Raw genomic sequence first — 25,453 nt, 5'->3', positions numbered from 1 at the left:
CAACCCAATGGCGTTCTCTTGCCCCGAAACCCCCAGAGAGTGACGGGGTTTCGGCAATCATGGCGCCCGAAATGCCCTACGCGACGCAAGGGACCGCGCATGAGTCTGACCGACATATCGCTGAATTGGCTGCTTCCGGGCGCCGTGTTGCTCGTGGGGGTCCTGGCGGCGGTCGCGGTGGTCGCACGCGGCAAGCGCGCCGCTGACAAATCCGCTGCCGAAGACAGCTGGGAACGCAGCGAGGAGCGTCGTAGACGCAAGGAGGCGCTGTACGCCACCGCCTCGTACATCCTGCTCTTCTGCTGTGCGGCGGTCGCCGCCGCGCTCTCCTTCCACGGACTCGTCGGCTTCGGCGAGCAGAATCTCGGCCTCACCGGGGGCTGGGAATATCTCGTTCCGTTCGGCCTCGACGGGGCCGCGATGTTCTGTTCCGTACTCGCGGTGCGCGAGGCCAGCCACGGTGACGCGGCGCTGGGCTCACGGCTGCTCGTATGGATGTTCGCCGGCGCCGCGGCCTGGTTCAACTGGGTGCACGCGCCGCGCGGCATGGACCACGCGGGCGCCCCGCAGTTCTTCGCGGGGATGTCGCTCTCCGCGGCGGTGCTCTTCGACCGGGCACTGAAGCAGACCCGCCGGGCCGCGCTGCGCGAGCAGGGCCTGGTACCCCGTCCGCTGCCGCAGATCCGGATCGTACGGTGGCTGCGCGCCCCCCGGGAGACCTTCGGCGCCTGGTCGCTGATGCTGCTGGAGGGCGTACGCACCCTGGACGAAGCGGTCGAGGACGTACGTGAGGACCGGCGGGAGAAGGAGCAGAACCGTCTCCGCAGGAAGGACCAGGAGAAGCTGGACCGAGCCCACATCAAGGCGCTGAACCGGCAGAACCGCGCCTGGCGCCGGGTCGGCCGGAATGGCACCCAGGTGGACATCCAGGCGATCGCCCCGACGACGGCCTCCGCGCAGTCCGTCGTAGAGTCCGCCGGATCCGAGCAGGGACAGCTGCCCTTGCGGCCCCGGCCGTCCCTGCAAGCCGTGACAGGTCCGCACACCGGCACCCCGGAGCGGAACGCGCTCGATCCGGTCACCGTCGACCTCACCGCCGAGGACGACACCCAGGCACTGCCCCGGCTCGACTCGCTGGAGCGGAAGCTGAAGGATCTGGAGCAGCAGTTCGGCTGATCCACTGATCCACCTGTCCACATGGATGCGCTGATCCGTTGCAAGAGGCCCTGACGGCCCGGTCTTCTCCGGGCTCTCAGGGCCTCTCGCCGTGCAGTTCGAACCAGACGACCTTGCCCAGCGCGTGCGCGCCGACCCCCCAGGCGTCCGCGAGGCTCTGCACCAGGAACAGTCCCCGGCCGTGCGTACCGTCGTCGGCGTCCGATACGTACGACGGGGGCAGCCCGGATACGAAGTCCCGTACCTCCACCCGCAGTCCGGCGGGCGCCACGCTCACCGTGACGACCGCGCCGTGCCTCGTGTGGATCAGCGCGTTGGTCACCAGCTCGCTGAGCAGGAGCTCCGCCACCCCGGCCGACTCGTCCCGCCACCGGTAGCGCAGGAACTCCCGTAACGCACACCGCACTTCGCTTACGGCCGCCAGATCGGTACGGGTCAGTCGGCGATGCAGCCGGACCGGCTGCCACCCCTGCGCCCCGGGCTCGTGAGCCGGCCCGTGCGCCATGGAATCGGCCTCTTTCCAACGCTCCATCATTTCCCCCGCCTGCACCGTGAATCGCCCCCTGTTCGCCGTATCGCCGAACGCCTTCGCGGAACATCTCCACGGGGATGCATGCCCCACAGACCGGCCGCCACGCTTGTCGACTCATCAATAATTGGCTGCTCCCCTCCCGGAAGGAGGGGATTCCCTCCTTCGGGGCCGAGCGGGGATTTCTAGCTCACGCTGCCTGGCCAGGCAGCGCCTGGTCAGGTCTTCCACGATCAGGCACGCTCTCGTCCTGTCGTTGCGGCCGTTCCGGATTCTGACGGTGCGGCTGACCCCGGCGTGAGGTGCGGCCGGACCCCGGCGTCGGGACGTCCGGCCGAACCCCGCGCCGGCTTCCGCGCCGGGCTTCCGCGCCGGCTTCCGGTCAGGGGCGGGGCACGTTCCGCAGATTGGAGCGGGCCATCTGGACCATCCGGCCCACTCCCCCGTCCAGCACCATCTTGCTGGCGGAGAGCGCGAATCCGGTCACCATCTCCGCGCTGATCTTCGGCGGGATGGAGAGCGCGTTGGGGTCGGTGACGACATCGACGAGCGCCGGGCCCTTGTGCTTGAAGGCGTCCTTGAGCGCGCTCTCCAGCTGCTTGGGCTTCTCGACCCGGACGCCGTACGCCCCGGCGGCCCGGGCGATCGCCGCGAAGTCCGGGTTCTTGTTGTCCGTACCGAACGACGGGAGCCCGGCGACCAGCATCTCCAACTCGACCATGCCGAGCGAGGAGTTGTTGAACACCACGACCTTCACCGGCAGGTCGTACTGCACCAGGGTGAGGAAGTCGCCCATGAGCATGGTGAATCCGCCGTCGCCGGACATCGACACCACCTGTCGGTTCCGGTCGGTGAACTGGGCGCCGATGGCCTGCGGCAGCGCGTTCGCCATCGATCCGTGGCTGAACGAACCGATGACGCGGCGCTTGCCGTTGGGCGAGAGGTAGCGGGCGGCCCAGACATTGCACATGCCGGTATCGACGGTGAACACGGCATCGTCATCGGCGATTTCGTCCAGCACCGAGGCGACGTACTCCGGGTGGATCGGGATGTGTTTCTCGACCTTGCGGGTGTACGCCTTGACCACGCCCTCCAGCGCGTCGGCGTGCTTCTTCAGCATCCGGTCGAGGAACTTGCGGTCGGTCTTGACCTTCACCCGCGGAGTCAGACAGCGAAGCGTCTCACGGACATCGCCCCAGACCGCCAGATCCAGCTTGGAACGGCGGCCCAGGTGCTCGGGCCGCACATCGACCTGGACGATCTTCACATCGTCGGGGAGGAAGGCGTTGTACGGGAAGTCGGTGCCGAGCAGGATGAGGAGATCGCACTCGTGGGTCGCCTCGTAGGCGGCGCCGTAGCCGAGCAGCCCGCTCATGCCGACGTCGTACGGGTTGTCGTACTGGATCCATTCCTTGCCGCGCAGCGCGTGCCCGACCGGGGACTTCACCCGCTCGGCGAACTCCATCACCTCGGCGTGGGCGCCCGCCGTGCCGCTGCCGCAGAACAATGTCACACGTTTCGCCTCGTCGACCATGCGGCAGAGCTTCTCGATCTCCGCGTCACCGGGCCGTACCGTCGGCCGCGAGGTGACCAGGGCGTGCTCGATCGACTTCTCCGGAGCGGGCTGCGAGGCGATGTCGCCCGGCATCGCGACGACGCTGACCCCGCCTCGGCCGATCGCGTGCTGAATGGCCGTCTGGAGCAGCCGCGGCATCTGCTGCGGGTTGGAGATCATCTCGTTGTAATGGCTGCACTCCTGGAAGAGCAGCTCCGGATGGGTCTCCTGGAAGTAGCCGAGACCGATCTCGCTCGACGGGATGTGCGAGGCGAGTGCGAGAACGGGCGCCAGGGAGCGGTGCGCGTCGTAGAGGCCGTTGATGAGGTGCAGGTTTCCGGGACCGCAGGATCCGGCGCAGGCCGCCAGGGAGCCGGTGATCTGGGCCTCGGCTCCGGCGGCGAACGCGGCGGTCTCCTCGTGCCTGACCTGGATCCAGTCGATGGCCGAGTTGCGGCGGATGGCGTCGACGACCGGGTTGAGGCTGTCGCCGACGACCCCGTACATGCGCTTGACCCCCGCCCGGACGAGGATGTCGACGAACTGCTCCGACACGTTCTGCTTGGCCATGGGTGCGTAACCTTTCCGCGCTTCGGCTTCCGGACTCCGCATCCATCAACCCATGAAGCGCGCGGTTACGCCTCCCAGACTCCGACACTTGTACGGTCGTCGGCGTACCCCTTCACCCTGAGTTGGGAGTCCGCGAGAAAGGCCGCGAGCCCGGGCGCGTGGTCGTCGGCCCAGCGTGCGGCCAGCTCCCGGGCCAGGGCGGGTTCGCCGCGCAGTGGTTCGGCGAGGCCGGTGCTGCACAGCAGCAGTGTGTCCCCCGGCCGGGCCACCGAGGCCCGGAACCGGAAGGGCTCGGCGGGCGGTGGTCCGGACTCGGCCGCGGCTTCGCCGCCGTCACCGGCAGGTTCCGGAACCTCCGGTTCGAGGTCCTGCCAGACACCGTCGCGCAGCCGGAGGAGCCCGCCGGCGCCGGCGCCGAAGAAGATCCGGGTCCGGCAGTCGGGATCCGCCGACAGCAGGAGGCAGCGCAGCCCCGCGGTGTACTGCTCCGGTTCGAGGCCCAGTTCGGCGGCGCGGGCGCGCAGCTTGCCGTAGGTACGGTCGGTGAGGCGGTGCAATCCGGATTTGAGGTCGCCGCGGCGGCCGGCCCCTATGTCTTCGGAGAGCCTGGCGAAGCTGCGGCCCACGGCACCGCCGATCCAGCGGCAGGCGTCGGCCGCCGCCAGGTGCCCGCGCTCGGTGGCGCGGGCCCCGGTGGCGACGGCGACCAGGACGAGCGCGTTCCGGTCGGTGCCGAAGCGTACGGTGAGCAGCGCGTCGCGGCGGGGCTCGCCGCGGAACCGCGCGGAGTCCCCGCGCACGGAGGCGGCGCGCAGGGTGTACGTGCCGTACCGGGCGCCGTCGAGCACGGTGTCGGCGACGAGATCGTCGAGCTCCTGGGGGACGGTGGCGGGCAGCGCGGTGGGCTCGGCGTCGTAGGTGGGCGGCCGGTCACCCACATGGCCGATCACGGGGCGCCGGGCGGGAGCGGATGCGGGCTCGGGAGCCTCTGCGGTGACGTCGGCGGTGGGGCCCTGCGGGGCAACGCTCCTGTCGGCGACCGGCCGCTTGGGCAGAGGCGGTACGAACGGCACGGGCGGCACGGACGGCACGGACGGCACGGACGGCACGGACGGCACGGACGGCACGGACGATACGGACGGCACGGGCGGTACGGACGGCAGATCCGGTAACGATCGCGGGTCAGGGACGGCCGGTGGCACAGACACCGGAGCCGGACCCGCGACCGAAGCCCCGGCCCCACCCACGTCCTCGCCCCCGTCCCCGTCTCCCTCCTTCACAATCCCCCCACGCCCGCCCCCGCCTCGGCCAACCGCGTCCGACGCCGAGTCGAAGCGGTCGTCGAGGCTGTCGGCCGCGTTGGTCGCCCCGGTGTCCCTGGCGGTTTCGTCGTACAGCCTGCGCCACCAGTCGTTCTCGTGGGCGGCGGGCCTGTCCCCCTGCTGACTCATGCCCTTATTGTCGACCGCCCGGGCCGTACGAAAACGGGTCATCCGGAAATAGTGGCCGGACAAAAGAGGTCCGCCGGGCGTCCCCACCCCCCACGGGAAGGACGCCCGGCGGACCGGTCAGGACGTGATCAGCGCACGGCGTACGCGTCGTTCACGGTCTGGATGACGGAGTTGCCGTTGGCGTCCGTCAGTTCGGTCTTCAGGGTGACCGGTTTGCCGGCCGCGCCCGCGTGGTTCACGGTCGCGGTCCACCGGTCACCCTGCTGTGCGGTGGTGGCCCTGGTCCAGGTCTCGCCGCCGTCGTACGAGTAGGAGACCTCGGCAGCGACCAGCTTGCCGGGCGTGTAGCCCGCGTGGCCGGTGACGCTCAGGCCGATCGTCAGACCGTCCTTCGCCGGAAGGGTCTTGAGCCCGTCGGTCTCCAGGTCGTAGCCCGGGAAGAGCAGCGGGATCCCCTGCGAGTAGACGTTCTCGTCCTCCTTCGAGCGGAACTTCCAGGTGGTCGTGGTCGACGTGGACCGCTTCCACACCGCTGCGGGCTGGCCGAACTTGGCGGTGGTCATGGTGAGTTCGTACGCGGCGTCCCCGGCCGGGACGGTGAACACCCCGGACGGCCAGCCGGAATCGCCGAGCACTTCGCCACCGCTGGTCAGCCGCATGTTGCCGATGTCTCCGAACGAGCCCTGGAGACCGGCGTGCTCGGTGTCGCCCCAGAAGCCCGGGGCGACGCCGATCACGTTTTCCTGCCGCTCCGCGGCGAGCTGGACCTTGCCTGCGGCGTCACGCGGAGCGGCCGGGGCCAAGATGCCCCGGTACCAGTTCTCCGTACGCTTCGAGCCCGCCGTGTAGGTACGGGGCTGGTCGACCATGTACTCGCCCCAGGGGAAACTGGAGGAGAGGTACCGCACCCAGGCGGTGTCGCCCGCCGAGTAGTACTCGGTGCGCTTGCCGGGGACGGCGACGGTGTCGAAGGTGCCGCCCGAGTATCTCCCGCCGTACGGCCTGTTGATGATCATCGTGTCGACATAGTCGGCCGCGATACCCATCGCCTCGTAGTTGGCGGTGGCCTTACCGAGCTTGCTGTCACGGACCTTGTAGGTGCGGTCCGAGGTGACGGGGCCGGTCTCGGGGAACGCGAGGTTGTAGACGAACGGGCTGGCGGCGGTGGCCTTCCAGCTCAGCTTCACGGGGCCGTCGGCCAGAGCGGCCTTCAGGGCGTCGGCCTCGCTCGACTCGATGCCGAGAGAGGGCAGCGGCGCCGAACCGTAGCCGACGGACGGCTGCCAGGGGCCCGCGGACGGCCGGTACGCGATGACCGCCTTCGCGCCCGCGGACTTGGCGTTCCGCGCCTGAGTGGCCATCGCCCCGTCATCGGCGGCCTCGACCAGGGCGATCTTGCCCGGGACATCGGCGGCCTTCAGCTCGTCGGGGGTGCCGGTGCCCGCGTCGACAAGGGCGGCCTCTCCGGTACCGTCGAGGTTGACGGAGCCGGTGCTCGCCACCGTCGGGTGCAGAGCGGCGCCGCCGACGACCGACAGCTTCTCGATCTGCGGCGCGTACGCTCGCCAGAAGCTGGCGAACTCGAAGTCGCCGTCACTTGCCTTGCCCTGCACATCGGCCAGGTAGTTCTTGACGATGCCGGTGCCGCTGATGGCGCCCGAGTGCAGCCATGTGCCGTCCCAGCTGCGGCCGAAGGAGAGCGTGGTGGAGCGGTTCTCGGACGCTCGGTCCTCCGTCGTCACCTGAATCCGGTGGGCCTTGCGGGCGTCCAGGACCAGGGTGGTGTCCTTGGTGACGTTCAGCTGCGGCCGCGCGAGGTAGCCCACGGACTCGACCAGCTTGCCGGTGGCGTCCTTCGCATCGGGCGTCGTGATGAAACTGGAGACGAAGTACGCACCGGGGCGCACCTGGTAGACCTGGTCGGTGGCGCCGTCGTTGAAGCGGCGCTCACCGCTGGCGGTGTCGGTGCCGATGAGGTCCAGCGAGGACGCGCCGGCCGCCGGCTTGCCCGAGCGGTCGATGAGCTTGACGCGCAGGGTGACCGTCTCCGCTCCGACGTACAGCGAGAACGGGGTGGACACCTTGACGCCGCCGGCTCCGGTGGCCAGTACCCGTCCGGTGACGTCGCCGTACTGGGCGGCCGTCAGCTTCGCGGTCGGGTCGATCGCCAGCGGAACCTTGACGGTGGCTCCGGCCGGGACGGTGACGGTGCTCGCATCGAGCTTCGCGGCCGAGGAGCGGACGGCGGAGCCGTCGTTGCCGGTGACGCCCTGGACCTTCAGCGACAGCTTCACCGGCTCGGTGCCGGAGTTGGTGTACGGGACCTCGACGGTGGTGCGGTCGCTCTTGTCCTGCGGCCAGTTGAAGGTGCCGGCCTGGACGGCGGGGGCGCCGACGACGGTGGTGTCGATGGCGGCCTTCACGTCGAGGCGGCCACCGCCGGTCTCGCGTACGTCGCCGGGGATGTCGCTCTTCGCGGACGACACGAGGGCCGCCTTGATCTGCTGGGCGGTCCAGTCCGGGTGACGCTGTTTCACGATGGCTGCGGCGCCCGCGACATGCGGGGCGGCCATCGAAGTACCGGACATGGTGCGGTAGGCGTAGAGCCCCCGCCCGCCGGCTGCGGCGGCCGAGATGTTGACGCCGGGCGCGGAGATCTCGGGCTTGAGGGTGTGCGAGCCGGTCACGGGTCCGCGGCTGGAGAACTGGGCCGTGGAGTCGTCACGGTCGACGGCGCCGACGGTCAGCACGCTGGGCGCGCAGCCCGGCGAGGAGACGGTGTTCAGCGTCGGGCCGAGGTTCCCTGCCGCGATGACGAACAGGGTGCCCTTGTTCTGTGCGAGTTCCTCGGCGGCGACGCTCATCGGGTCGGTGCAGTCGGTCGGCTCCGGGCTGCCGAGGCTCATGGAGACGACATCGGCCTTCTGGTCGACGGCCCACTGCATTCCGGCGATGATCCAGGACTCGGCGCCGGAGCCGCTGTCGTTGAGGACCTTGCCCGCGAGCAGGTCGGCGCCGGGGGCGACGCCCTTCTTCTTGCCGTCGCTGGCCGCGCCGGAGCCGCCGACGGTGGAGATGGTGTGGGTGCCGTGACCCTGCCGGTCGTCGGTGGTGCTGGAGTCGGTGAAGTTCTTCGAGGCGGTGATCCGGCCCTTGAGGTCGGGGTGTCCGGCGTCGGCGCCGGTGTCGAGGACGGCGACCTTGGTGCCCTTGCCGTCGTATCCGGCGGCCCAGGCGAGGTCGGCGCCGATCTGCTTGGTCGACTTGTCGAGAGTGGCCTGAACCTTGCGGTCGAGCCAGAGCTTCTTCAGGCCGGAGGCAGAGCGGGAACGGGTGTTGGTGACGTCCGACCAGAAGTCGGCGGCCTTCTCCTTGTCCGCCTTGAGCGCGACGCCGTCGATCGCGTCGAGTTCGAGTCCGCGCTTGGCGCCGCGCGGGGTGGCAAGCGCGGTGCGCGCCGTGCCCTTGCCGTAGACGGCGATCAGCGGCAGCGACTGGGTGCTCGCGTCGTCGTAGCCCTGGCGGATGAGCCCGGTGACGTTGAAGAGTTCTTCGTCGACCGTGCCCGCGGCCAGCGCGGCGGCGGCGGTATCGGGGTAGACGTAGAGGTCCTTGCCGGACTGCCTGGTCTGTACCAGGGGGACGGTGCCGTCCTCGCGCGGCAGTGCGGTGACCGATGCGGCCCCCGAACTGTCCGTGCTCACCAGAACCTTGTCCCCGGTGACCAGAGTGACGGTGACCGGTTGGGCCGCCTTGACGGCGGCGGCTGCACTGCCGGTCAGTGGTCTCTTCGCGCTCGTATCGTCCTGCGGCGCTGCCGCTGACGGTGCGATCGCGGTGACGGCCAGGACGGCGGCGGTGGCCGCTCCCAGCGCCGTACGCGATATCGGACGCATCGCTCTCCCCAAGTGAAACCGGAATATCTCTGAACAGACCGCGTGATTCCGGAGGTTGTCGGTACTGCGGTGGCGCCACATTGGCAGAGCGACCAGCGATAAAGGGATGATGGACAGGGCGGGTTTACGCCGTGGCCGCTTTCCGCCACGGCCGACGCCCGAAGACAGCGCCATCGTGCGGAATCAATGCGTCCGGGAGGGGTCCAGGGATGCTGGGAGCCATAGGTCTCGACGAGATACAGGAGTCGGCGTACCGCGCGCTCGTGACGGTGGGAGCCGCGGAGGTCTCCGATCTCGCGCACCGGCTGGCTCTTCCCGAGGCGGACACGGAGCGGGCGTTGCGCCGGCTGGAACAGCACGGGCTCGCCGCGCAGGCATCGTCCCGCATGGACCGGTGGGTGGCCGCGCCGCCCGCGGTGGCGCTGGGAGCGCTGCTGACCCAGCAGCGCCATGAGCTGGAGCAGGCGGAGTTGACGGCGGCGCTGCTCGCCGAGGAGTACCGGGCGGAGGCCACCGAGCCGGCCGTGCACGATCTGGTCGAGGTGGTGACCGGCGCGAGCGCGATGGCACACCGCTTCCACCAGTTGCAGCTGGGGGCGACGAGCGAGGTGTGCGCCCTGGTCACCGGCAAGCCGATCGCGGTGAGCGGTATGGAGAACGAGGCCGAGGAGCAGGCCGCCACGCGCGGGGTGTCGTTCCGGGTCGTCATCGAACGCGAGGTGCTGTCGCTGCCGTCCGGGATTCTGGAACTGTCGGCCGCGCTGAGCCGTGACGAGCAGTGCCGGGTCGTCGACCGGGTGCCGACCAAGCTGGTCGTCGCCGACGGCGCCCTGGCGATGGTGCCGCTGACCCGACGGGGCGCCGAGCCGGCGGCGCTGGTGGTGCACGCCTCCGGGCTGCTGGAGTCGCTGATGGGGCTCTTCGAGGCGGTGTGGCGCGAGGCCATGCCGCTCAGGCTCGCCGAGAGCGGCCGGCTGGAGGAGGTGTCCACCGGGCCAGATCCGACGGATCTGGAGATCCTGTCGCTGCTGCTGGCCGGGCTGACGGACGCGAGCGTGGCGAAGCAGCTGGAGCTGGGGCTGCGGACCGTGCAGCGGCGGGTGAAGAAGCTGATGGAGCTGACCGGGGTGTCGACCCGGCTGCAATTGGGCTGGCACGCGTACGAACGGGGCTGGGTGGCCCGGGAGGCGCGGACCTGAGCCGGCGCCCCTCCCGGCAGACTTCGTCCCGTCCCGGCCTGCCCCCGTGACGTCACGTCACGTCACGGGCACGTCGCGTCGCGTCGCGTCGCGTCGCCAGGCATCGCCGGTGCCCCGGCACGGTGTTCGCGCCGTGCCGTTACGGCCCCGGGCTGCGTCGACGGCCTTTGCCCGGGGCCGCGCTGACGGGCGGGACCGGCCGGACTCCGGCACGCTGGTCAGATGGGTGTGTGGCAACTCGTCGCCGTCGGCCTGGTCATGTTCCTCGGCCTGGTCGGTGTGCTGGTGCCGGGGGTTCCGGGGCAGGCGATCGTCTGGGCCGCCGTGCTGTGGTGGGCGCTGACCGACATGACTCCGGCCGCCTGGGGCGTACTCATCGGGGCCACGGCACTTCTGCTGGTGAACCAGGCGCTGAAGCTGTTGCTGCCGCCGCGCCGCCCCCATGAGTCGGGGGCGCCGCGCAAGACGCTGATGCTGGGCGGGATCGGCGGGATCGTGGGGTTCTTCGTGGTGCCGGTGGTGGGCGGGATCGTCGGATATGTGGGGGCGATCTACGGGGCGGAGCGGTTGCGGCTCGGCAGCAGCGGGGCGGGGTGGGCATCGGTCCGCTCGGTGATGCGGGCGACGGGCTACGCGGTGCTCGTCGAACTCTTCGCGTGTCTGCTGGTGACGGGGGCCTGGCTGGCCACGGTGATCCGGAGCTGACCGCGCCTCCCTGAACAGCCAAGTGGATGCAGTCCAGATAGGCAGAAGTACATCGGATGTCTCCCTCGCCATTGACGCAAGGATGCCCCGTGCCTACCTTCCCTGAAGGAATAGCTCGGATGAATTGTTGTGCCTGCATACGAGTCGCCAGGAGACAGCCTTGCCCCCAGCACTGGACCCCTACCGCCCGTCCCGCCGCCGCAGCGAAGCCCCGGCCCCCTCCCGTAGAAGCGTCCTCGCCACCGGCAGTGCGATCGGCGGCGCGCTCGTGGTGGGCGGCGCGGCGACCGTCCCCGCCCGGGCGGCCACCCCCGGCGCCCCGGCGACGACCGCCCCGGCCCCCGTCACCGTCCACTCCCCCGACGACGCCTGGCGCACGGTCCTGGACGACGCCGACCTGCTCTGGCAGAAGCTCCCGAAGACCTGGTACGAGGGCCCGTACCTGGGCAACGGCCGCCTCGGCTCCGGTATCTACGCCGAGCCCGGCGCCACCACCACGGCCGTCCGCTTCAACGTCCAGCACTCCGAGGTCCAGGACCACCGCCCCGAGTTCGGCTCCCTCTTCGGCCTCGCCCGCCTCCCGATCGGCCATTTCACCCTGGAACCGGCCGGTACCATCACGGGCATCGAGTGGTGGATGCGGCTGCGCACCGCCGAACTCGAAGGCACGATCACCACCACCGCGGGCACCCTGAAGCTCCGGGCCTTCGTCCACTCCTCCAGCGACCTGCTGGCCGTGGAGGTCACCCCGAGCGCGGGCGAGCGGGACTTCCGGTGGGTCTTCCACCCCGCCGACGCGATCAGCCCGAGGGCCGCTTTCAAGCCCCTGCCGGACGGTTACACCGGCAACCCTCCCGCGGTCACCGAACAGCACGCCGGGACCACCGCCGCCGTCCAGCCGCTGCTCGCGGGCGGCCACCACGTCACCGCCTGGCGCGAGCGCACCAGGGGCACCACCCGCACCCTGTATGTCACGGTCGCGCACTCCCACCCCACGACGACGGCCCGCGACCGTGCGCTGCGCACCGTGAAGACCGCCTCCGCGCTCCCGTACGGTCCGCTGGCGGCGCCCCATCGCACCTGGTGGGACCGGTTCTACCGGAAGAGCTTCCTGTCCCTGCCCGACGCCCGGCTGCAGCGCTTCTACTGGATCCAGCTGTACAAAACGGCGTCGGCGGCCCGCAAGGACGCGCCCGTGATGGCCACCTCCGGCCCCTGGCTGGAGCCCACGCCCTGGCCGAACACCTGGTGGAACCTCAACGTCCAGCTGGAGTACTGGCTGATCCACGGCTCCAACCACCTGGAGCTGGACGCCGTCACCCGCGCCCTGAGCGAATTCCGCGACCAGCTCTCCCGCGAGGTCGCCGCCCCCTACCGGGCGGATTCGGCCGGCATGCCCCGCACCACCGACCCCCAGCTGGTCAACGGGGCGTCGGTCCCCGACGGCGGCTTCGGCGTCGGCATCCCCGGCCAGGACCCGCCCACCCCCGAGGTCGGCAATCTGACCTGGGCACTGCACAACGTATGGCTCTCCTACCGCCACACCATGGACGAGTCGATCCTGCGCGACACGCTCTTCCCGTTGCTGCGCAAGGCCGTCAACTACTACCTGCATTTCCTGACGCCCGGCGCGGACGGCAAGCTGCATCTCCCGGCGACGTTCTCCCCCGAGTACGGCGTCAACGCCCCCGACTGCAACTACGACCTGATGCTGCTGCGCTGGGGCTGCCGCACCCTGCTGGACTCGGCGGAGCAGCTCGGCGTCCACGACCCGCTGACCGCCCGCTGGCAGGAGGTCCTGGCCAGGCTCGCGCCGTACCCGGTCGACGCGAACGGCTTCATGATCGGCGCCGGGGTGCCGTTCGCGATGTCGCACCGCCACTACTCGCACATGCTCGCGGTGTACCCGCTGTACGAGCTGACGGGCGCGACGCCCGACGAACGCGCCCTGATCGAGAGGTCCCTCGCCCACTGGGTGGGCTTCGAAGGCGCCTTGCAGGGCTACACCTTCACCGGCGCCGCGTCGATGTCCGCGCTGCTCGGCAAGGGCGAGGACGCGCTGAAGTACCTCGGGCAGCTGATGAGCCGGTTCATCCAGGCGAACACCATGTACAAGGAGTCGGGCCCGGTCATCGAGACCCCGCTCTCGGCGGCCCAGTCGCTGCACGACATGGTGTGCCAGTCGTGGGGCGGCACGATCAGGGTCTTCCCGGCTCTGCCCGCCGCCTGGCGGGAGTTGACCGTCCATGACTTCCGCACCCAGGGCGCGTTCCTGCTGAGCGCGGTACGCGAAGAGGGCCGGACCCGCTGGGTACGGGTGACCAGCGAGGCGGGCGCGCCGTGCGTCGTACGCCATGGCATCGAGGGTGCAGTCGCGATCCGCGACCGGCACGGACGCCCGCTGGAGCACGAGGAGTTGGCCGACGGTACGGTCCGTATCCACCTGCGCACGGGCGACTCGGCGCTGATCACGGCCAAGGGCGACCGCCCGGATCTCACCATCCGCCCGGTGACGGCGAACGAGCCCGCACCACGCTGGGGCCTGCCCGCCTGAAATCCGTCACCGACTTCACGGGGCAATACACCTAGGGCAGGCCCAAGAGGCTCAGGTGGCGCGCGGCGTACGAACGCCACGGCCGCCACCGCTCCGACGCGGGCCTGCCCTCCGGGTCCACGTCGGGGTCGCCGAGCGCCCGCATCCTGATGAGTGCCGCCGCTGCCGGTGCGATCCCCGGCAGCCGCAGCAGTGCCCGCTCGGCCTCGTCGCGGTCGGCCCCGGCATCGAGCCGTACGTCCCCGTCGGCGAGCGCGGCCGCCAGCGCCCGGAGCGCCGGGTCGTCCACCGCACCGGCCAGCACCCCGGGCTCGGGGAACACATGCGTGAGCCCTCCGCAGGGGACGTCGACAACCTTCCCGTACGCCTCCACGAGCCGCTCCGCGTTCGGCCTGCCCACCAGCGTCCGTACGGCGAACTCCTCCGGGTCGGCGGCGCCCGGCGAGCGCAGCCCCGGGCGGGCGGCGACGCCCGGTGCCAGGCGCGGGTCGGCGCCGAGCCGCTCGTCGACGGCGTACGGATCGGCGTCCAGGTCGAAGAGGCGCCGCAGCCGCTGCACGGCCGTCGTCAGATCCCGCAGGTCCGTCAGGTGGATCCGGGCATCCAGCCAGGGCCCGGCGGACCGCTCGTCGACGGCCACGATGCCCGTCCCGTACGGCAGCCGCAGGGTGCGCCGGTAGGTGCGCCTGCCCGGCTCGCCACTGACCTCCTCGATCCGGGCGACCGTCTCGCCGGCCAGCAGATCGAAGGCCTCGCGGGCCGCGTACGGCCCCCGGTGGGCGAGCCGCAGCGGGACCCCGGTGGTCCGCGCCTCCCGTACCGCCGCTCCCAGCCCCGTACCGGCCTCGGCCCGCAGGGCGCTGGGCGTACGGGCGTAGATCTGCCGGATCGTGTCGTTGAACTGGCGCACGCTGGCGAATCCGGACGCGAAGGCGATCTCCGTCACGGGCAGCGTGGTCGTCTGGAGCAGCACACGTGCGGTGTGGGCCCGCTGGGCGCGGGCGAGCGCGACGGGCCCGGCACCCAGCTCGGCGTTGAGTTGCCGCTGCACCTGGCGTGAGCTGTAGCCGAGCCGGTGGGCAAGACCGGGCACGCCCTCCCGGTCGACGACACCGTCGCCGATCATCCGCATGGCACGGCCGACGACATCGGCCCGCACGTTCCAGTCGGCGGAGCCGGGCACGGCGTCCGGGCGGCAGCGCCTGCATGCCCGGAAGCCGTTGCCCTGCGCGGCGGCCGCGGTCGGGAAGAACCGGACGTTCTTCCGCTTGGGCGTGACGGCGGGGCAGCTCGGCCGGCAGTAGATGCCGGTCGTTTCGACGGCGAAGAAGAACTCCCCGTCGAATCGGGCATCGCGGCTGCTCACCGCCTCGTACCTGGTCTGTTCGTCCATCACACCGTCCAGTGTGCGGCACCTCCCGGTACCGCACTCGCGGTTTTCGGACGTCTACCGAGTCCAGGGGCCCCGCCGGCTGCGGCTACCGCAGCCGGCCCCGCTTCGCGTCCATGGCCGCCCGGCCCTCGGCCCCCTTGCGCTTCCATTCACGCAGCATTTCGGACCGCACCCGGGCATCGGTCTTGGCGACGATGCGCTGGTTCTCGCGGAGCAGCTTGCGGAAGCTGTCGAGGCGCCGCTCGGGCAGCGAACCGTCCTCGACCGCGGCGAGCACCGCGCAGCCGGGCTCCGACAGGTGGGCGCAGTCCTGGAACCGGCACCGCTCGGCCAGCTCCTCGATCTCGGAGAAGAGCTGGCCGACACCGGTCTCCGCGTCCCAGAGGCCGACCCCGCGCAGCCCGGGGGTGTCGATCAGTACGCCCCCGGAGGGCAGAACCAGGAGATTGCGGGTCGTGGTGGTGTGCCGGCCCTTGCCGTCGACGTCCCGGGCGGCCTGCACCTCCATCACATCGCGGCCGAGCAGGGTGTTGGCGAGGGTCGACTTGCCCGCGCCGGACGCCCCGAGCAGCACACTCGTGCCGCCCGAGACGATGGCGGCGAACACATCGAGCCCCTCCCCCGTGGCGGAGCTGACGGTCAGCACCTGCACACCGGGCGCGATGGCCTCGACGTCCTGGACGAGGTACGCCAGCGTGGCGGTGTCCGGCACCAGATCGGCCTTGGTCAGCACCACGATCGGCTGGGCGGCGCCATCCGCGGCGGACGCCCCGTCGCGCAGCAGCGCGTCGCCGCCGGAGCTGGACATGGCGAGCGCGAGGAAGCGCTCCACCCGCCCCAGGTCCAGCTCCACGGCGAGGGAGACACAGATGGCGATGTGGTCGACGTTGGTGGCGAGCACCTGCCCTTCGGAGCGCTGCGACGACGTCGAGCGGACGAAGGCCGTACGCCGCGGGAGCAGCGTCCGTACGAATTGCGGGTCTCCGTCGGGGTCGACGGCGACCCAGTCGCCCGTGCAGACGATCCGCATCGGATCGCGCGGGACGACGAAGGCGGTGTCGGCCCGCAGCGTGCCGTACGGGGTGACCACGTCGCACTGCCCGCGGTCCACCCGCACCACGCGTCCGGGCAGCAGGCCCTGCTCGGCGTACGGAGCGAATGCGGCGGCCCAGTCGTCGTCCCAGCCGTACGGGGACAGCGGATGCGACACGGACGCGCCCTGAAGAGAAGAAGAAAGAGACGAGGAAGACGGGAAAGACAAGGGAAACCCTTCACAGGGTGGCCCCGGCAAGCGCGTACAAGCGCGGTGAGTTGAGGAGAAGTCAGCCGGCGACCACGGGGGTGGGAATGATGCTCTTCTGGTTGTGGGCAACGCCCATCGCAACGACAGTCATCAATGTCCTCACCTCCTGGTTCAAGCACGGGCCCGACACCGGCGGTTCTTCCCCGCCGTCCGGAACGCTGCACACGATAGTCCGCGGCCATCGGGCGGCGTCAACACATTTATCCACACCGTCCGCCGGCCCCGCCTCCCGGAGTGCGCTTCGACCGCATTCATCGAAGATATCCGCAAATCTCCCTCGATCAGGTGATATTCATGCACAACGACCGGTCTCAGGCCGTTAGGGTGCCGAGCATGACCTCACGCCAGACCGTCACCGGCGCGTTCACCCACGCCCATTTGGGCACGATCACACTGATCGGGTGGAGCGGTGAACACCCCGACGGCGGTTCCGACGTCGCCTTCCTCCTCGTCTACTCGCTCGGCGACGGGACGGACGGCCCGGCCGTCGGTGAGGCCGCGATGCGCGTGGCCCTGGACCGCAGCGGACTTCCGGTCGGCGCCGGCCCGGTGTACGCCGCCGAGACACCGGGCCTCCCGGTGAAGCTGCTCGTCCAGGCCGGTCAGGCCGTACTGACGCTGCCTCACTTCACGGCGCAGTACCCCGCACCGCCCGAGTGGCTGGCCGCGGCCGAGCAGCGGGGCGAGGTGCACACGATGTTCGCCACCCGTCCCTGGCCCGAAGGAACGCCGGGCCGGCCGGTCAGCGAGGAACTGCTGCGGTCGTTCGCAGCCGACGTGGAGGTCATCATGACCTCCGCGCACTGTGTCCTTCCGGCACGCAGCCTGGGCTGAGCCGCCCCGGTACGCCGGATGCCCACCGCTCCCGTGGAACGGTGGGCATCGTCATGCGTGGAGCCCTGGGGCCGCGCTCCGGATGCTTCTCGGTGGTGCCGTGCCCCGGAATGCGGGCGACCGCGGGGGCCTCGCGATCGCCCGCATTCACGTGGGTGTCAGCTGTTGCCGATGCCGGTGCCCCGGGTCACGCTCTTGCCGAACAAGTCCACGGCATCGTTTCCGTTGACCGACGTGGTGCCCCCGTCGTTGCCGATCGCCATGGCCGACGGGGCACCACGTCGGCGGACAGACCGACCAAGGACACGGCCACTGCTGCGCCGACCGTCATCATCTTCTTTATCACGCTTCACCTTTCGGAGCGTCCCGTTGTGGAACGTACTGATCAACCCGCTACGGAAGCGCCGGTTTAGCGCCTACCACTCAAATGGGTTCGATCCGGCACCAGTTGGAGGCGCCCCCTCACCCGTCAAAGGCGTCGTCGGACGTACGGGCGGAGGGCACGCGGCTCCCCGCACAGGGCCGCTCAGGAGGGGCCGGCTCCGGTCCGCCGCGGGTCGCCTGCCATTCGGCGAGCAGCCGGTCGTAGATGGGTGTGGCGTCGTGTGCGTGCCGCTGCCGACCACAGGGGTGTTGGCTGTCGTACTGGTCCATGGGTGGCCCCTACCCGGTGCAACGGGTTACGTCCGCCGTCACTACGGCAACCGGCCCAGTCCGCCCGCCCCTTCGAGGGGCCGGCGCACACGGCGTGGGGCCGGCACATCCGGGCTGCCGACGATCAGCTGCCGCGCGGATGTGCCGGCCCCACGGTGTTTCACGCACTGCGGGCAGGCGGGCTCGAAGCCGCACACGGTGACGTCCTCGACAGGTCCGAGGAATCACCGGCGAGCGACCGGAGCCTTACGGTTCTAGTTGTTGCCGGTGCCGTTGCCGGACAGGACCGGGATGCCGCTCAGGACGTTCGACAGTGCCTCGTCGCCCTTGGCCTGGGTGGAGTTCTCGGTGCACTGCTGGCTCTGCGGCGAGGCCAGGACGTTGACGTCCTGGACCGAGACCGGGACGGCGCCGGGGACCGAACCGACATTGGCCTTGGCCGGAAGGGCGATGCAAGGCTTGTTGAGCGAGCCCTGGATGAGCGCGAACTGCGGGCTCCAGTCACCGTGGGTGGCGGAGTTGCCGTACGACTGGACGGCTCCGTCGCCGTTGACCGACGTCGTGCCACCGTCGTTACCGAGGGCCATGGCCTGCGGGGCGATCGCAGCGCAGACACCGACGATCGAGGCGGCGGCTGCTGCCGAGACCATAATCTTCTTGATCACTGAATAGTCCTTCTGGGTTTTCTGTTGCTCACCTGTCCGGAGTCCACTGAGCAACTCACGGCGATGGGGATGGTTGTGCCGATTCACTCGAACGGTGCCTCTGCGGCCCGGAGGTTCGTCGCACGGGCGGGCAAGAGCCGTGGCCTGACGGGTCAGCCGCCGAGCGGCAGGCCGCCCATCAGCGGGGACGCGCCCTGGGCCGCACCGGTCGCCCGGCCGGCCAGCTTGGTGACGGTGCCGTTCTTCTGCATCGAATCGGCGGCTTCGCCGACCGTGTCGGCGATCGGGTCGACAGCCTGCGGTGCGCTTCCCACCATCTGGTTGACGCCGCCGTTGAGGCTGAAGTCGGGGGCCGTGGTGGTGGTAACGGCGAAGGCAGGAGCAGCCGTTCCCAGAGCAGCCACGGAACCGGCAACGAACGCAGCGGTCTTCGCGTACTTCACTTTTGGGGTTCCCTTCTGCAGCGGCATCCATTTCGGCCGCGTATCCGCGCCGCACCAGCCTTCTTTAGCCGTGACTTCTGCCGCTTTTCACCTTGGGTAACGATGTGGTTGCGCCCGGGCAACTGGGCGGGATCGCTTTTCTCGGCGCCCTTCGATCGAATACCGGAAAAGGGGGAAGGCCCCGGATCGCATCGAATGCGATCCGGGGCCTTCCCCATCATGAGCGTTCAGCTCGGCTGACCAGAGGTCAGGAGTTGGCGCAGGTGCTGCCGAAGGCGGGGTTGAGCAGACCGATCACGTTGACGCTGTTGCCGCAGAGGTTGAGCGGGACGTGGACCGGGACCTGGACGACATTGCCGGACGCGATGCCCGGGGAGTTGGTGGCGCTGCCATCGGCGCCGGAGTCGGCGAAAGCGGGGGCGGCGGCACCGACCGCCATCAGGGTTCCGGCGGCGATGGCGGCAACCTTGGCGTACTTCACGTTTGTCCCTTTCTTTGACGGAGTCCGGAGCGGTCACGTCTTTCGTGCCGCACGAGCGCGGTCCTGATCACTCGTAACTCCGCCGCTGCAATTCGTAACGATTTAGGGCCACAGTCGAAACTCTCCAAGAAGGAGATTCTCGAAAAAACGGCCCGAATGGAGCAGTGCCGATTGCGCGACGTCATGGGCGGGATCGCCGGGCCAATCGGGCGCCGATAAGCGGGCCCGGGCCGCGCGGAGGAGGAAGGCCGGCGGCCCGGGCCTGTCACTGCGGCTGGATCAGCTGTTGCCGGTACCGTTGCCGGCGAGCACCGGGATGCCGCTCAGGGTGTGCGACAGCGGCTCGTCGCCCTTGGCCTGGGCGGAGTTCTCGGTGCACTGCTGGCTCTGCGACGAGGCCAGCACGTTGACGTCCTGGGCCGTGACCGGGACAAGACCGACGAGCGAGCCGCCATTGGCCTTGGCGGGCAGGCCGACGCAGGGCTTGTTCAAGCTGCCCTGGACCAGGCCGAACTGCGGGCTGCCGTCACCATGGGTCTCAGCGTTACCGAAGGACTGCGGGGCACCGTTGCCGTTGACCGAAGTCGTACCGCTGTCGTCACCCATCGCCATGGCCTGCGTGGCGCCCAGACCGAGGACGGACGCGGCCACAGCACCCGTAGCCAGAACCCTCTTGATCACGATTGACCCTTCTCGTACCGGATGCCCCGTACCGGAGCCCCCTGCCCAACTCACGGTCGGACGTTTGGTTCTCTCCGTTCACCCGAATGCCCGGGCGTGACGTCGCCATGAACGCGCATACGTCATCCGTTCGAGTAGTCACAAGATTTCCACCCATTTTTGCGTTTCCTCGACAATCCCCCCTCGTTATGGATGTCAGCAAGCGTGCGGTTCAGCGTGCGGTGTTCACCCTGCGGAAGAACCGCCGCTTGCCGACTCATGCATGAAGAACCCGGGGTGACGTTCCCGGCAGAAGCTGCACCGCGTGATGGCAGAAGCTGCACCGCGTGATGAACGAACCGCGAGCATCGCGCTCGCGCGAAGTGTCCTAGGAAAGGGCAATCAATGCGAAAAGCCTTGAGCAAGAGCGTGCTGGTGATGGCGGCGGCGTCCGGCATTCTGACGGCGGCCGGCGGATACGCCTTCGCGGACGCCTCGGCCGATGGTGCCGCCGTCGGTTCGCCGGGCGTCGGCTCGGGCAACGCCGTGCAGGTACCGGTGCACGTTCCCGTCAACGTGTGCGGCAACACGGTCAATGTGATCGGCCTGTTGAACCCGGCGTCCGGTAACAAGTGCGCGAACGTGAGCGGCGGAAGCGGCAACGGCGGCCAAGAGGCAAGCGCCGGAGGCACCGCAGCTCAGTCTCCCGGTGTGCTGTCCGGCAACGTCATCCAGGCTCCCGTGCACGTTCCGGTCAACGTGTGCGGCAACACGGCCAATGTGATCGGGCTGTTGAACCCGGCGTCCGACAACGAGTGCGCGAACGTGAGCGGCGGAAGCGACAACGGCGGCCAAGAGGCAAGCGCCGGAGGCACCGCAGCTCAATCTCCCGGTGTGCTGTCCGGCAACGTCATCCAGGCTCCCGTGCACGTTCCGGTCAACGTGTGCGGCAACAGCGTCGACGTCGTCGGTCTGCTGAACCCGGCGTCCGGCAACTCGTGCGGGAATGGGCCGAGCACCGAGCCACCGGTGGTCAACCCTCCCGTGGAGCCCCCCGTGGTCACGCCCCCGGTGGTCACGCCCCCGGTCACCCCGCCCGTGGTCACGCCCCCGGTCACGCCCCCGGTGGTCACGCCCCCGGTCACCCCGCCCGTGGTCACGCCCCCGGTGGTCACCCCCCCGGTGGTCACACCTCCCGTCACGCCCCACACCGATGAGTCGCAGACCGGCAATGTGCCCACGGTCGCCTCCGGGGACCCGGTCTCCACCGCGCAGCTGGCGCACACGGGTGCCGACACCAACCTGGGTCTGGCCGGCGCGGCGAGCGCCGCGATGGTGCTCGGCGGAACCCTGCTGTACCGCCGCACGCGCGCGTCGAGGAAGTGACCGGCACAGCCGGTAGGTAGCAGGCAGAAGCACTGAGGTGCGTGGGTACGGCCGAGGCCGTACCCACGCACCTCAGTGCGTTCTTCGGAACCCGTCAGACCCGGGAGAGCCCCGCGCGGTCCAGGCAGTCCGCGATCGTGGCGGTCTCCGCGGCGTCCAGCCGGCGCATCGGCGGGCTCACCATGTTGGTGGTGATGATCCCGCGCAGCATGAGGGCCGACTTGAACGCGCCGAGACCGGCAGCGGTGGCGGACGCAGTGCCGGGACGGGCCGCGCGCACGATGTCGAACAGTGCGACGAGGCGGTCCTGTTCGGCGCGTGCGGTCGCCCAGTCGCCACGTACCGCGGCCTCGTGGAGGCGCACGTATCCGTGGGGGTCCACATTGCCGAGCCCGGGGACGGAACCGTCGGCGCCGCTCAGCATCATCGCGTCCACGACCAGTTCGTGCCCCGTGAACACGGCGAACTCCGGCAGGTCGCGGGCGCCGATGGCCAGACGGCGGAACGAGCCGTCGTCGCCGCTGGAGTCCTTCACCCCGGCCAGCACGCCGTCCGCGGCGAGCGGCAGCAGCAGTTCCGGGTCGAGTTTGCTGTGGACGCAGACCGGCACGTCGTACGCGAGGAGCGGCACGTCGACGGCGGCGGCGACGTCCCGGAAGTGGCGGTCGATCTCGGTGTCGTGCGTGCGGGTGTAGAACGGGGCGGTGACGACGACGGCGTCGGCGCCGAGTGCCTGGGCGGCACGGGCCCGTTCGATGGCACGGTCGGTGGTGGTCTCGATCGCTCCGACGAGGACCGGGACCTGGCCGGCCGAGGCGGCCGTGATGACCTTGATGACCTCGTCCTGCCGGCGGGGCGTCAGATAGGCGGTCTCGCCGGAGCTGCCGAGGGCGAACAGGCCGCTGACACCGCCGTCGAGCAGATGCCCCACGACCCTCTCCAGGGAGCGCCGGTCGATCTCGCCGTCCGCGGTGAGCGGGGTGACTACGGGCGGGATCACGCCGGAGTAGCGGGGTGTTCGGGCGGTCATGTGGTGCTCCTTGCGGCCGGTACGGCGGACTGGTCCCCGCCGCGGGTGGCGGGGTTCTGGGGGTGGACGCAGTGCCAGCGGTGTTCCCCCGGTCCGGTGCTCTGCGCGGGGAAGACCGTGGCGCAGGCGTCGTCCGCCTTCCAGCAGCGGGTGCGGAAGGGGCAGCCGGACGGCGGGTTGGTGGCCGAGGGGACCGGGCCGGTGAGCACGATCCGTTCGGTGGTCTCCAGCAGGCTGGGGGTCGCCGAGAGCAGTGCCTCGGTGTACGGGTGCGCGGGGGCGCCCGCGACGTCGGACGCGCGCCCCTCCTCGACGATCCGGCCGAGGTAGAGGACGGCTATGCGGTCGGCGAGGTAGCGCACGGTCTGGATGTCGTGCGAGATGAACACCATGCCGAGGCCCAGGCGTTCGCGCAGGTCGACGAGAAGGTTGAGGACCTGGGCGCGGACGGAGACGTCGAGGGCGGAGGTCGGTTCGTCGGCGACGATCAGTTCCGGTTCGAGGGCCAGGGCGCGGGCGATGGCGACGCGCTGGCGCTGGCCGCCGGAGAGCTGTCCGGGAAGTGCGGCGAGGGTGTGGCCGGGCAGGCCGACCAGATCGAGGAGCTCCTCGACGCGTGCCTCGCGCGCCTCCCGGGTGCCCCGCTTGTGCACGTCGAGCGGGTCACGGAGGATCTGACGTACCGTGAGCCGCGGGTTGAGGGCGGTGGACGGGTCCTGGAAGACGACGCCGACCGCGGAGCCGAAGTCGTCGCGGCGCTGCGCGGCGGACATCTCCCACAGGTCGCGGCCGTGGAAGCGGACCTCCCCCTCGGTGGGCTTCTGCAGGCCGGTCAGCACCCGGGCCAGGGTCGACTTGCCGCAGCCGGACTCGCCGACCAGGCCGACGATCTCACCTCGCTCGATCTCCAGGGTGGCGTCGGTGAGGGCGTGCACGGCGTCCCGGCGGAAGACTCCGCCGCTGCGTGCCTTGTGGCGTACGTGGACGCCGTCGAGCCTGATCACAGGGCGCTCCCTTCCAGCTGGGCGGCCTTCGCCGGGTGATGGCAGGCGAAGCCGTGGTCGTTCGTGGCGCCGCGTGCGGTGAGTTCGGGTGCGGTGGTGCGGCACAGTTCGGTGGCTGCGGCGCAGCGTGAGGCGAACCGGCAGCCGGTACCGAAACCCTGGGGTGCGGGGACGATGCCGCGGATCTGGTGCAGCCGGTCGGCGCCCGCTTCCAGGGAGACGACGGAGCCGAGCAGGCCTCGGCTGTAGTGGTGGGTGGGGGCGGTGAGTACGGAGCGGGTGGCGCCGATCTCCGCGAGGCGGCCCGCGTACATCACGGCGACGCGGTGCGAGAGGTCGCCGACGAGCGCGAGGTCGTGCGAGACGAGGACCATCGCGAAGCCGAGTTCGTCGCGCAGCTGGACGAGGAGTTCGACGACCTGGGCCTGGACGGTGACGTCGAGGGCGGTGGTCGGTTCGTCGGCGATGAGCAGGCGGGGGTTGCGGGAGAGCGCCATCGCGATCAGGACGCGCTGGCGCTGGCCGCCGGAGAGCTCGTGGGGGTAGCTGCGCAGGGTGCGTTCGGGTGCGAGGCCGACGAGTTCGAGGAGTTCGGCGGGGGTCTTCGTACCGCCGCGCGAGGTGAGCTGCTTCAGTTGGGTCCCGACGAGGACGGACGGGTTGAGGGAGGACAGTGCGTCCTGGTAGACCATCGCGATCTCCGGGCCCATCAGGGCGCGGCGTTCCTTCGGCGGGAGCTTCAGCAGGTCCCGGCCGCGGTACAGGATCTCGCCGCTGACCTCGGCGTTGCGGGCGAGCAGGCCCATGACGGCGAGGCTGGTGATGGATTTGCCGCAGCCGGACTCGCCGACCAGGCCGAGTGTCTCGCCCTCGTGGACGGTGAAGTTCAGCGCGTCGACGACGGGGATCTCGCCGTAACGGTCGGGGAAGCGGATCGCCAGGTCCCGTACGACGAGGAGTTCGGCGGCGTCCTCCCGTACCGGCTTGATGGATGGTTCGGTGGCGTTGACGCGGTCCGCGAGCTTGGTGAGGGCGGCATCGACGTCCACGGTGGAGGTGGCCTCGACCGGGTCGGGTGCGGTGGCCGTGGCGGGGTCGACGGCGGGGCGGGCGCCCTTCGGGGCTGCGGAGGCGTCGGTGAGGCCCTCGGAGAGGATGTTGAGCGCGAGGACGGTGATCAACAGCGCGAGGCCGGGGAAGAAGGTGGCCCACCAGCCGCCGGCGAGGAGGATCTGCCGGCCGTAGGCGAGGACGCTGCCCCAGCTGGGGTCGGGGTCCTGCACTCCGGCGCCGATGAACGAGAGGCTGGCCTCGAAGATGATCGCCTCGGCGACCATGACGGTGGCGAACACCATGACCGGCGCCATGCAGTTGACGGCGACGTGGCGGAGCACGATGTAGCCGCGGCGGGCGCCGATGACCTTCTCGGCGGCGACGTAGTCCTCGCCGTACTGGGACAGCACATTGGCGCGGACCACGCGGGCCAGCGACGGGGTGTAGACGAAGGCGATGGTGAAGATGATCACCGGGATGCTGGTGCCGAAGACCGCGACGAGGACGGCGGCCAGTGCGATCGGCGGGAACGACATCACGACGTCCAGGGTGCGCATCACGGACTCGTCGCCGAGCTTGCGCGAGGTGGCGGCGAGGGAGCCGAGCAGTGCGCCGGCGACCAGTGCCAGGGCGGTCGCGCCGAGGCCGATGACCAGCGAGTAGCGCGAGCCGTGCACGACCCGGGCGAAGACGTCGCGGCCGGCCCGGTCGGTGCCGAACCAGTGGGCGCCGCTGGGGGCCTGGACCGGGGTGCCGGTGGTCAGCGGGTTCTGGGTGAACAGCGGGGCGAGCACGGCGCCGAGGATGACGACGACGAGCACGCCGAGGGCGATGCGGGAGGTGACCGGGAGGGCGCGGAACGCGATGCCGGGTCGGGACAGCTTGTTGGCCAGACGGCCGGTGGCGAACATG

Annotated in this window: 20 protein-coding genes and 1 pseudogene; 6 read left to right on the top strand and 15 right to left on the bottom strand. The window is 70.3% G+C overall.

The genetic code is table 11. The features are described 5' to 3' along the window. Positions 1 to 99 precede the first annotated feature (99 nt). Complete coding sequence (locus OG306_RS31580; protein WP_266749547.1) at positions 100 to 1,176, top strand: DUF2637 domain-containing protein; 1,077 nt, start codon at positions 100 to 102, stop codon at positions 1,174 to 1,176. Positions 1,177 to 1,252: 76 nt separating this feature from the next. Here OG306_RS31580 and OG306_RS31575 read toward each other — a convergent pair whose 3' ends face one another. The 4 genes from OG306_RS31575 to OG306_RS31560 all read right to left on the bottom strand — a co-directional run bounded on the left by OG306_RS31575 (position 1,253) and on the right by OG306_RS31560 (position 9,177). After that, the gene (locus tag OG306_RS31575; protein WP_323184061.1) at positions 1,253 to 1,615 is read right to left on the bottom strand and encodes an ATP-binding protein; all 363 of its coding nucleotides are present in this window, start codon (positions 1,613 to 1,615) and stop codon (positions 1,253 to 1,255) included. A gap of 472 nt (positions 1,616 to 2,087) precedes the next feature. Next, entirely contained in the window at positions 2,088 to 3,830 is a 1,743-nt protein-coding gene (locus tag OG306_RS31570; protein WP_371665922.1) for a pyruvate dehydrogenase, read from the bottom strand. 65 nt (positions 3,831 to 3,895) lie between these two features. Further along, positions 3,896 to 5,281 carry a protein phosphatase 2C domain-containing protein gene (locus tag OG306_RS31565; RefSeq protein WP_371665921.1) on the bottom strand — a complete coding sequence of 462 codons (1,386 nt, stop codon included), beginning with the start codon at positions 5,279 to 5,281 and terminating at the stop codon, positions 3,896 to 3,898. Positions 5,282 to 5,409: 128 nt separating this feature from the next. Then, the gene (locus OG306_RS31560) at positions 5,410 to 9,177 is read right to left on the bottom strand and encodes a S8 family serine peptidase (protein ID WP_266905011.1); all 3,768 of its coding nucleotides are present in this window, start codon (positions 9,175 to 9,177) and stop codon (positions 5,410 to 5,412) included. Between the two features lie 209 nt (positions 9,178 to 9,386). Here OG306_RS31560 and OG306_RS31555 point away from each other — a divergent pair, with 209 nt between their 5' ends. From OG306_RS31555 to OG306_RS31545, 3 genes are all read left to right on the top strand, one after another. Then, positions 9,387 to 10,376 carry a helix-turn-helix transcriptional regulator gene (locus OG306_RS31555; RefSeq protein ID WP_266749540.1) on the top strand — a complete coding sequence of 330 codons (990 nt, stop codon included), beginning with the start codon at positions 9,387 to 9,389 and terminating at the stop codon, positions 10,374 to 10,376. Positions 10,377 to 10,598: 222 nt separating this feature from the next. After that, entirely contained in the window at positions 10,599 to 11,081 is a 483-nt protein-coding gene (locus OG306_RS31550) for a DUF456 domain-containing protein (RefSeq protein WP_266749539.1), read from the top strand. Between the two features lie 160 nt (positions 11,082 to 11,241). After that, on the top strand, positions 11,242 to 13,635 hold the full coding sequence (locus OG306_RS31545; protein WP_371665920.1) for a glycosyl hydrolase family 95 catalytic domain-containing protein: 2,394 nt from the start codon (positions 11,242 to 11,244) through the stop codon (positions 13,633 to 13,635). Between the two features lie 31 nt (positions 13,636 to 13,666). Here the strand turns inward: OG306_RS31545 and OG306_RS31540 are convergent, their stop codons facing one another. Together OG306_RS31540 and rsgA are read right to left on the bottom strand one after the other, a co-directional pair. Continuing rightward, positions 13,667 to 15,028 carry a DNA-3-methyladenine glycosylase 2 family protein gene (locus tag OG306_RS31540; protein ID WP_323184060.1) on the bottom strand — a complete coding sequence of 454 codons (1,362 nt, stop codon included), beginning with the start codon at positions 15,026 to 15,028 and terminating at the stop codon, positions 13,667 to 13,669. Between the two features lie 85 nt (positions 15,029 to 15,113). Then, the gene (gene rsgA, locus OG306_RS31535; RefSeq protein ID WP_266749536.1) at positions 15,114 to 16,289 is read right to left on the bottom strand and encodes a ribosome small subunit-dependent GTPase A; all 1,176 of its coding nucleotides are present in this window, start codon (positions 16,287 to 16,289) and stop codon (positions 15,114 to 15,116) included. 375 nt (positions 16,290 to 16,664) lie between these two features. Here rsgA and OG306_RS31530 point away from each other — a divergent pair, with 375 nt between their 5' ends. Beyond that, on the top strand, positions 16,665 to 17,165 hold the full coding sequence (locus OG306_RS31530; protein WP_266749534.1) for a DUF5949 family protein: 501 nt from the start codon (positions 16,665 to 16,667) through the stop codon (positions 17,163 to 17,165). 179 nt (positions 17,166 to 17,344) lie between these two features. Here the strand turns inward: OG306_RS31530 and OG306_RS31525 are convergent. The 6 genes and pseudogenes from OG306_RS31525 to OG306_RS31500 all read right to left on the bottom strand — a co-directional run. Then, positions 17,345 to 17,511: pseudogene (locus tag OG306_RS31525) on the bottom strand (rodlin); the annotation flags it as partial. A 116-nt stretch (positions 17,512 to 17,627) separates the two neighbouring features. Continuing rightward, positions 17,628 to 17,819: a hypothetical protein gene (locus OG306_RS31520; protein WP_266749533.1), complete on the bottom strand. Its 192-nt coding sequence runs from the start codon at positions 17,817 to 17,819 to the stop codon at positions 17,628 to 17,630. 254 nt (positions 17,820 to 18,073) lie between these two features. Continuing rightward, positions 18,074 to 18,484 (bottom strand): rodlin, encoded by a 411-nt coding sequence (locus OG306_RS31515; protein WP_266749532.1) that lies wholly within the window; start codon positions 18,482 to 18,484, stop codon positions 18,074 to 18,076. A 152-nt stretch (positions 18,485 to 18,636) separates the two neighbouring features. Continuing rightward, positions 18,637 to 18,927, bottom strand: a complete 291-nt coding sequence (locus OG306_RS31510) for a hypothetical protein (protein ID WP_266752544.1) — start codon at positions 18,925 to 18,927, stop codon at positions 18,637 to 18,639. Positions 18,928 to 19,174: 247 nt separating this feature from the next. Beyond that, positions 19,175 to 19,408: a chaplin gene (locus OG306_RS31505; RefSeq protein ID WP_323183967.1), complete on the bottom strand. Its 234-nt coding sequence runs from the start codon at positions 19,406 to 19,408 to the stop codon at positions 19,175 to 19,177. A gap of 279 nt (positions 19,409 to 19,687) precedes the next feature. Beyond that, positions 19,688 to 20,089: a rodlin gene (locus OG306_RS31500; RefSeq protein WP_266749531.1), complete on the bottom strand. Its 402-nt coding sequence runs from the start codon at positions 20,087 to 20,089 to the stop codon at positions 19,688 to 19,690. 384 nt (positions 20,090 to 20,473) lie between these two features. On the opposite strand from OG306_RS31500, the gene OG306_RS31495 reads away from it, so the two are divergent. Next, positions 20,474 to 21,454 carry a chaplin gene (locus OG306_RS31495; RefSeq protein ID WP_323187791.1) on the top strand — a complete coding sequence of 327 codons (981 nt, stop codon included), beginning with the start codon at positions 20,474 to 20,476 and terminating at the stop codon, positions 21,452 to 21,454. 94 nt (positions 21,455 to 21,548) lie between these two features. Here OG306_RS31495 and OG306_RS31490 read toward each other — a convergent pair whose 3' ends face one another. From OG306_RS31490 to OG306_RS31480, 3 genes are read right to left on the bottom strand one after another with little or no spacing between them, the layout of a single operon-like run. Beyond that, the gene (locus OG306_RS31490; protein WP_266749530.1) at positions 21,549 to 22,484 is read right to left on the bottom strand and encodes a dihydrodipicolinate synthase family protein; all 936 of its coding nucleotides are present in this window, start codon (positions 22,482 to 22,484) and stop codon (positions 21,549 to 21,551) included. Continuing rightward, positions 22,481 to 23,488 (bottom strand): ABC transporter ATP-binding protein, encoded by a 1,008-nt coding sequence (locus OG306_RS31485; protein WP_266749528.1) that lies wholly within the window; start codon positions 23,486 to 23,488, stop codon positions 22,481 to 22,483. Before OG306_RS31485 ends, OG306_RS31490 begins: the two co-directional genes overlap by 4 nt. Further along, a complete protein-coding gene (locus OG306_RS31480) occupies positions 23,485 to 25,452 on the bottom strand; it encodes a dipeptide/oligopeptide/nickel ABC transporter permease/ATP-binding protein (protein ID WP_266749527.1) in 1,968 nt (655 codons plus the stop codon). Before OG306_RS31480 ends, OG306_RS31485 begins: the two co-directional genes overlap by 4 nt. Between the last annotated feature and the right edge of the window lies 1 nt (position 25,453).

It is taken from the genome of Streptomyces sp. NBC_01241, assembly GCF_041435435.1.
Lineage (GTDB): Bacteria > Actinomycetota > Actinomycetes > Streptomycetales > Streptomycetaceae > Streptomyces.
This window is presented reverse-complemented; position numbering and strand designations above follow the sequence as displayed.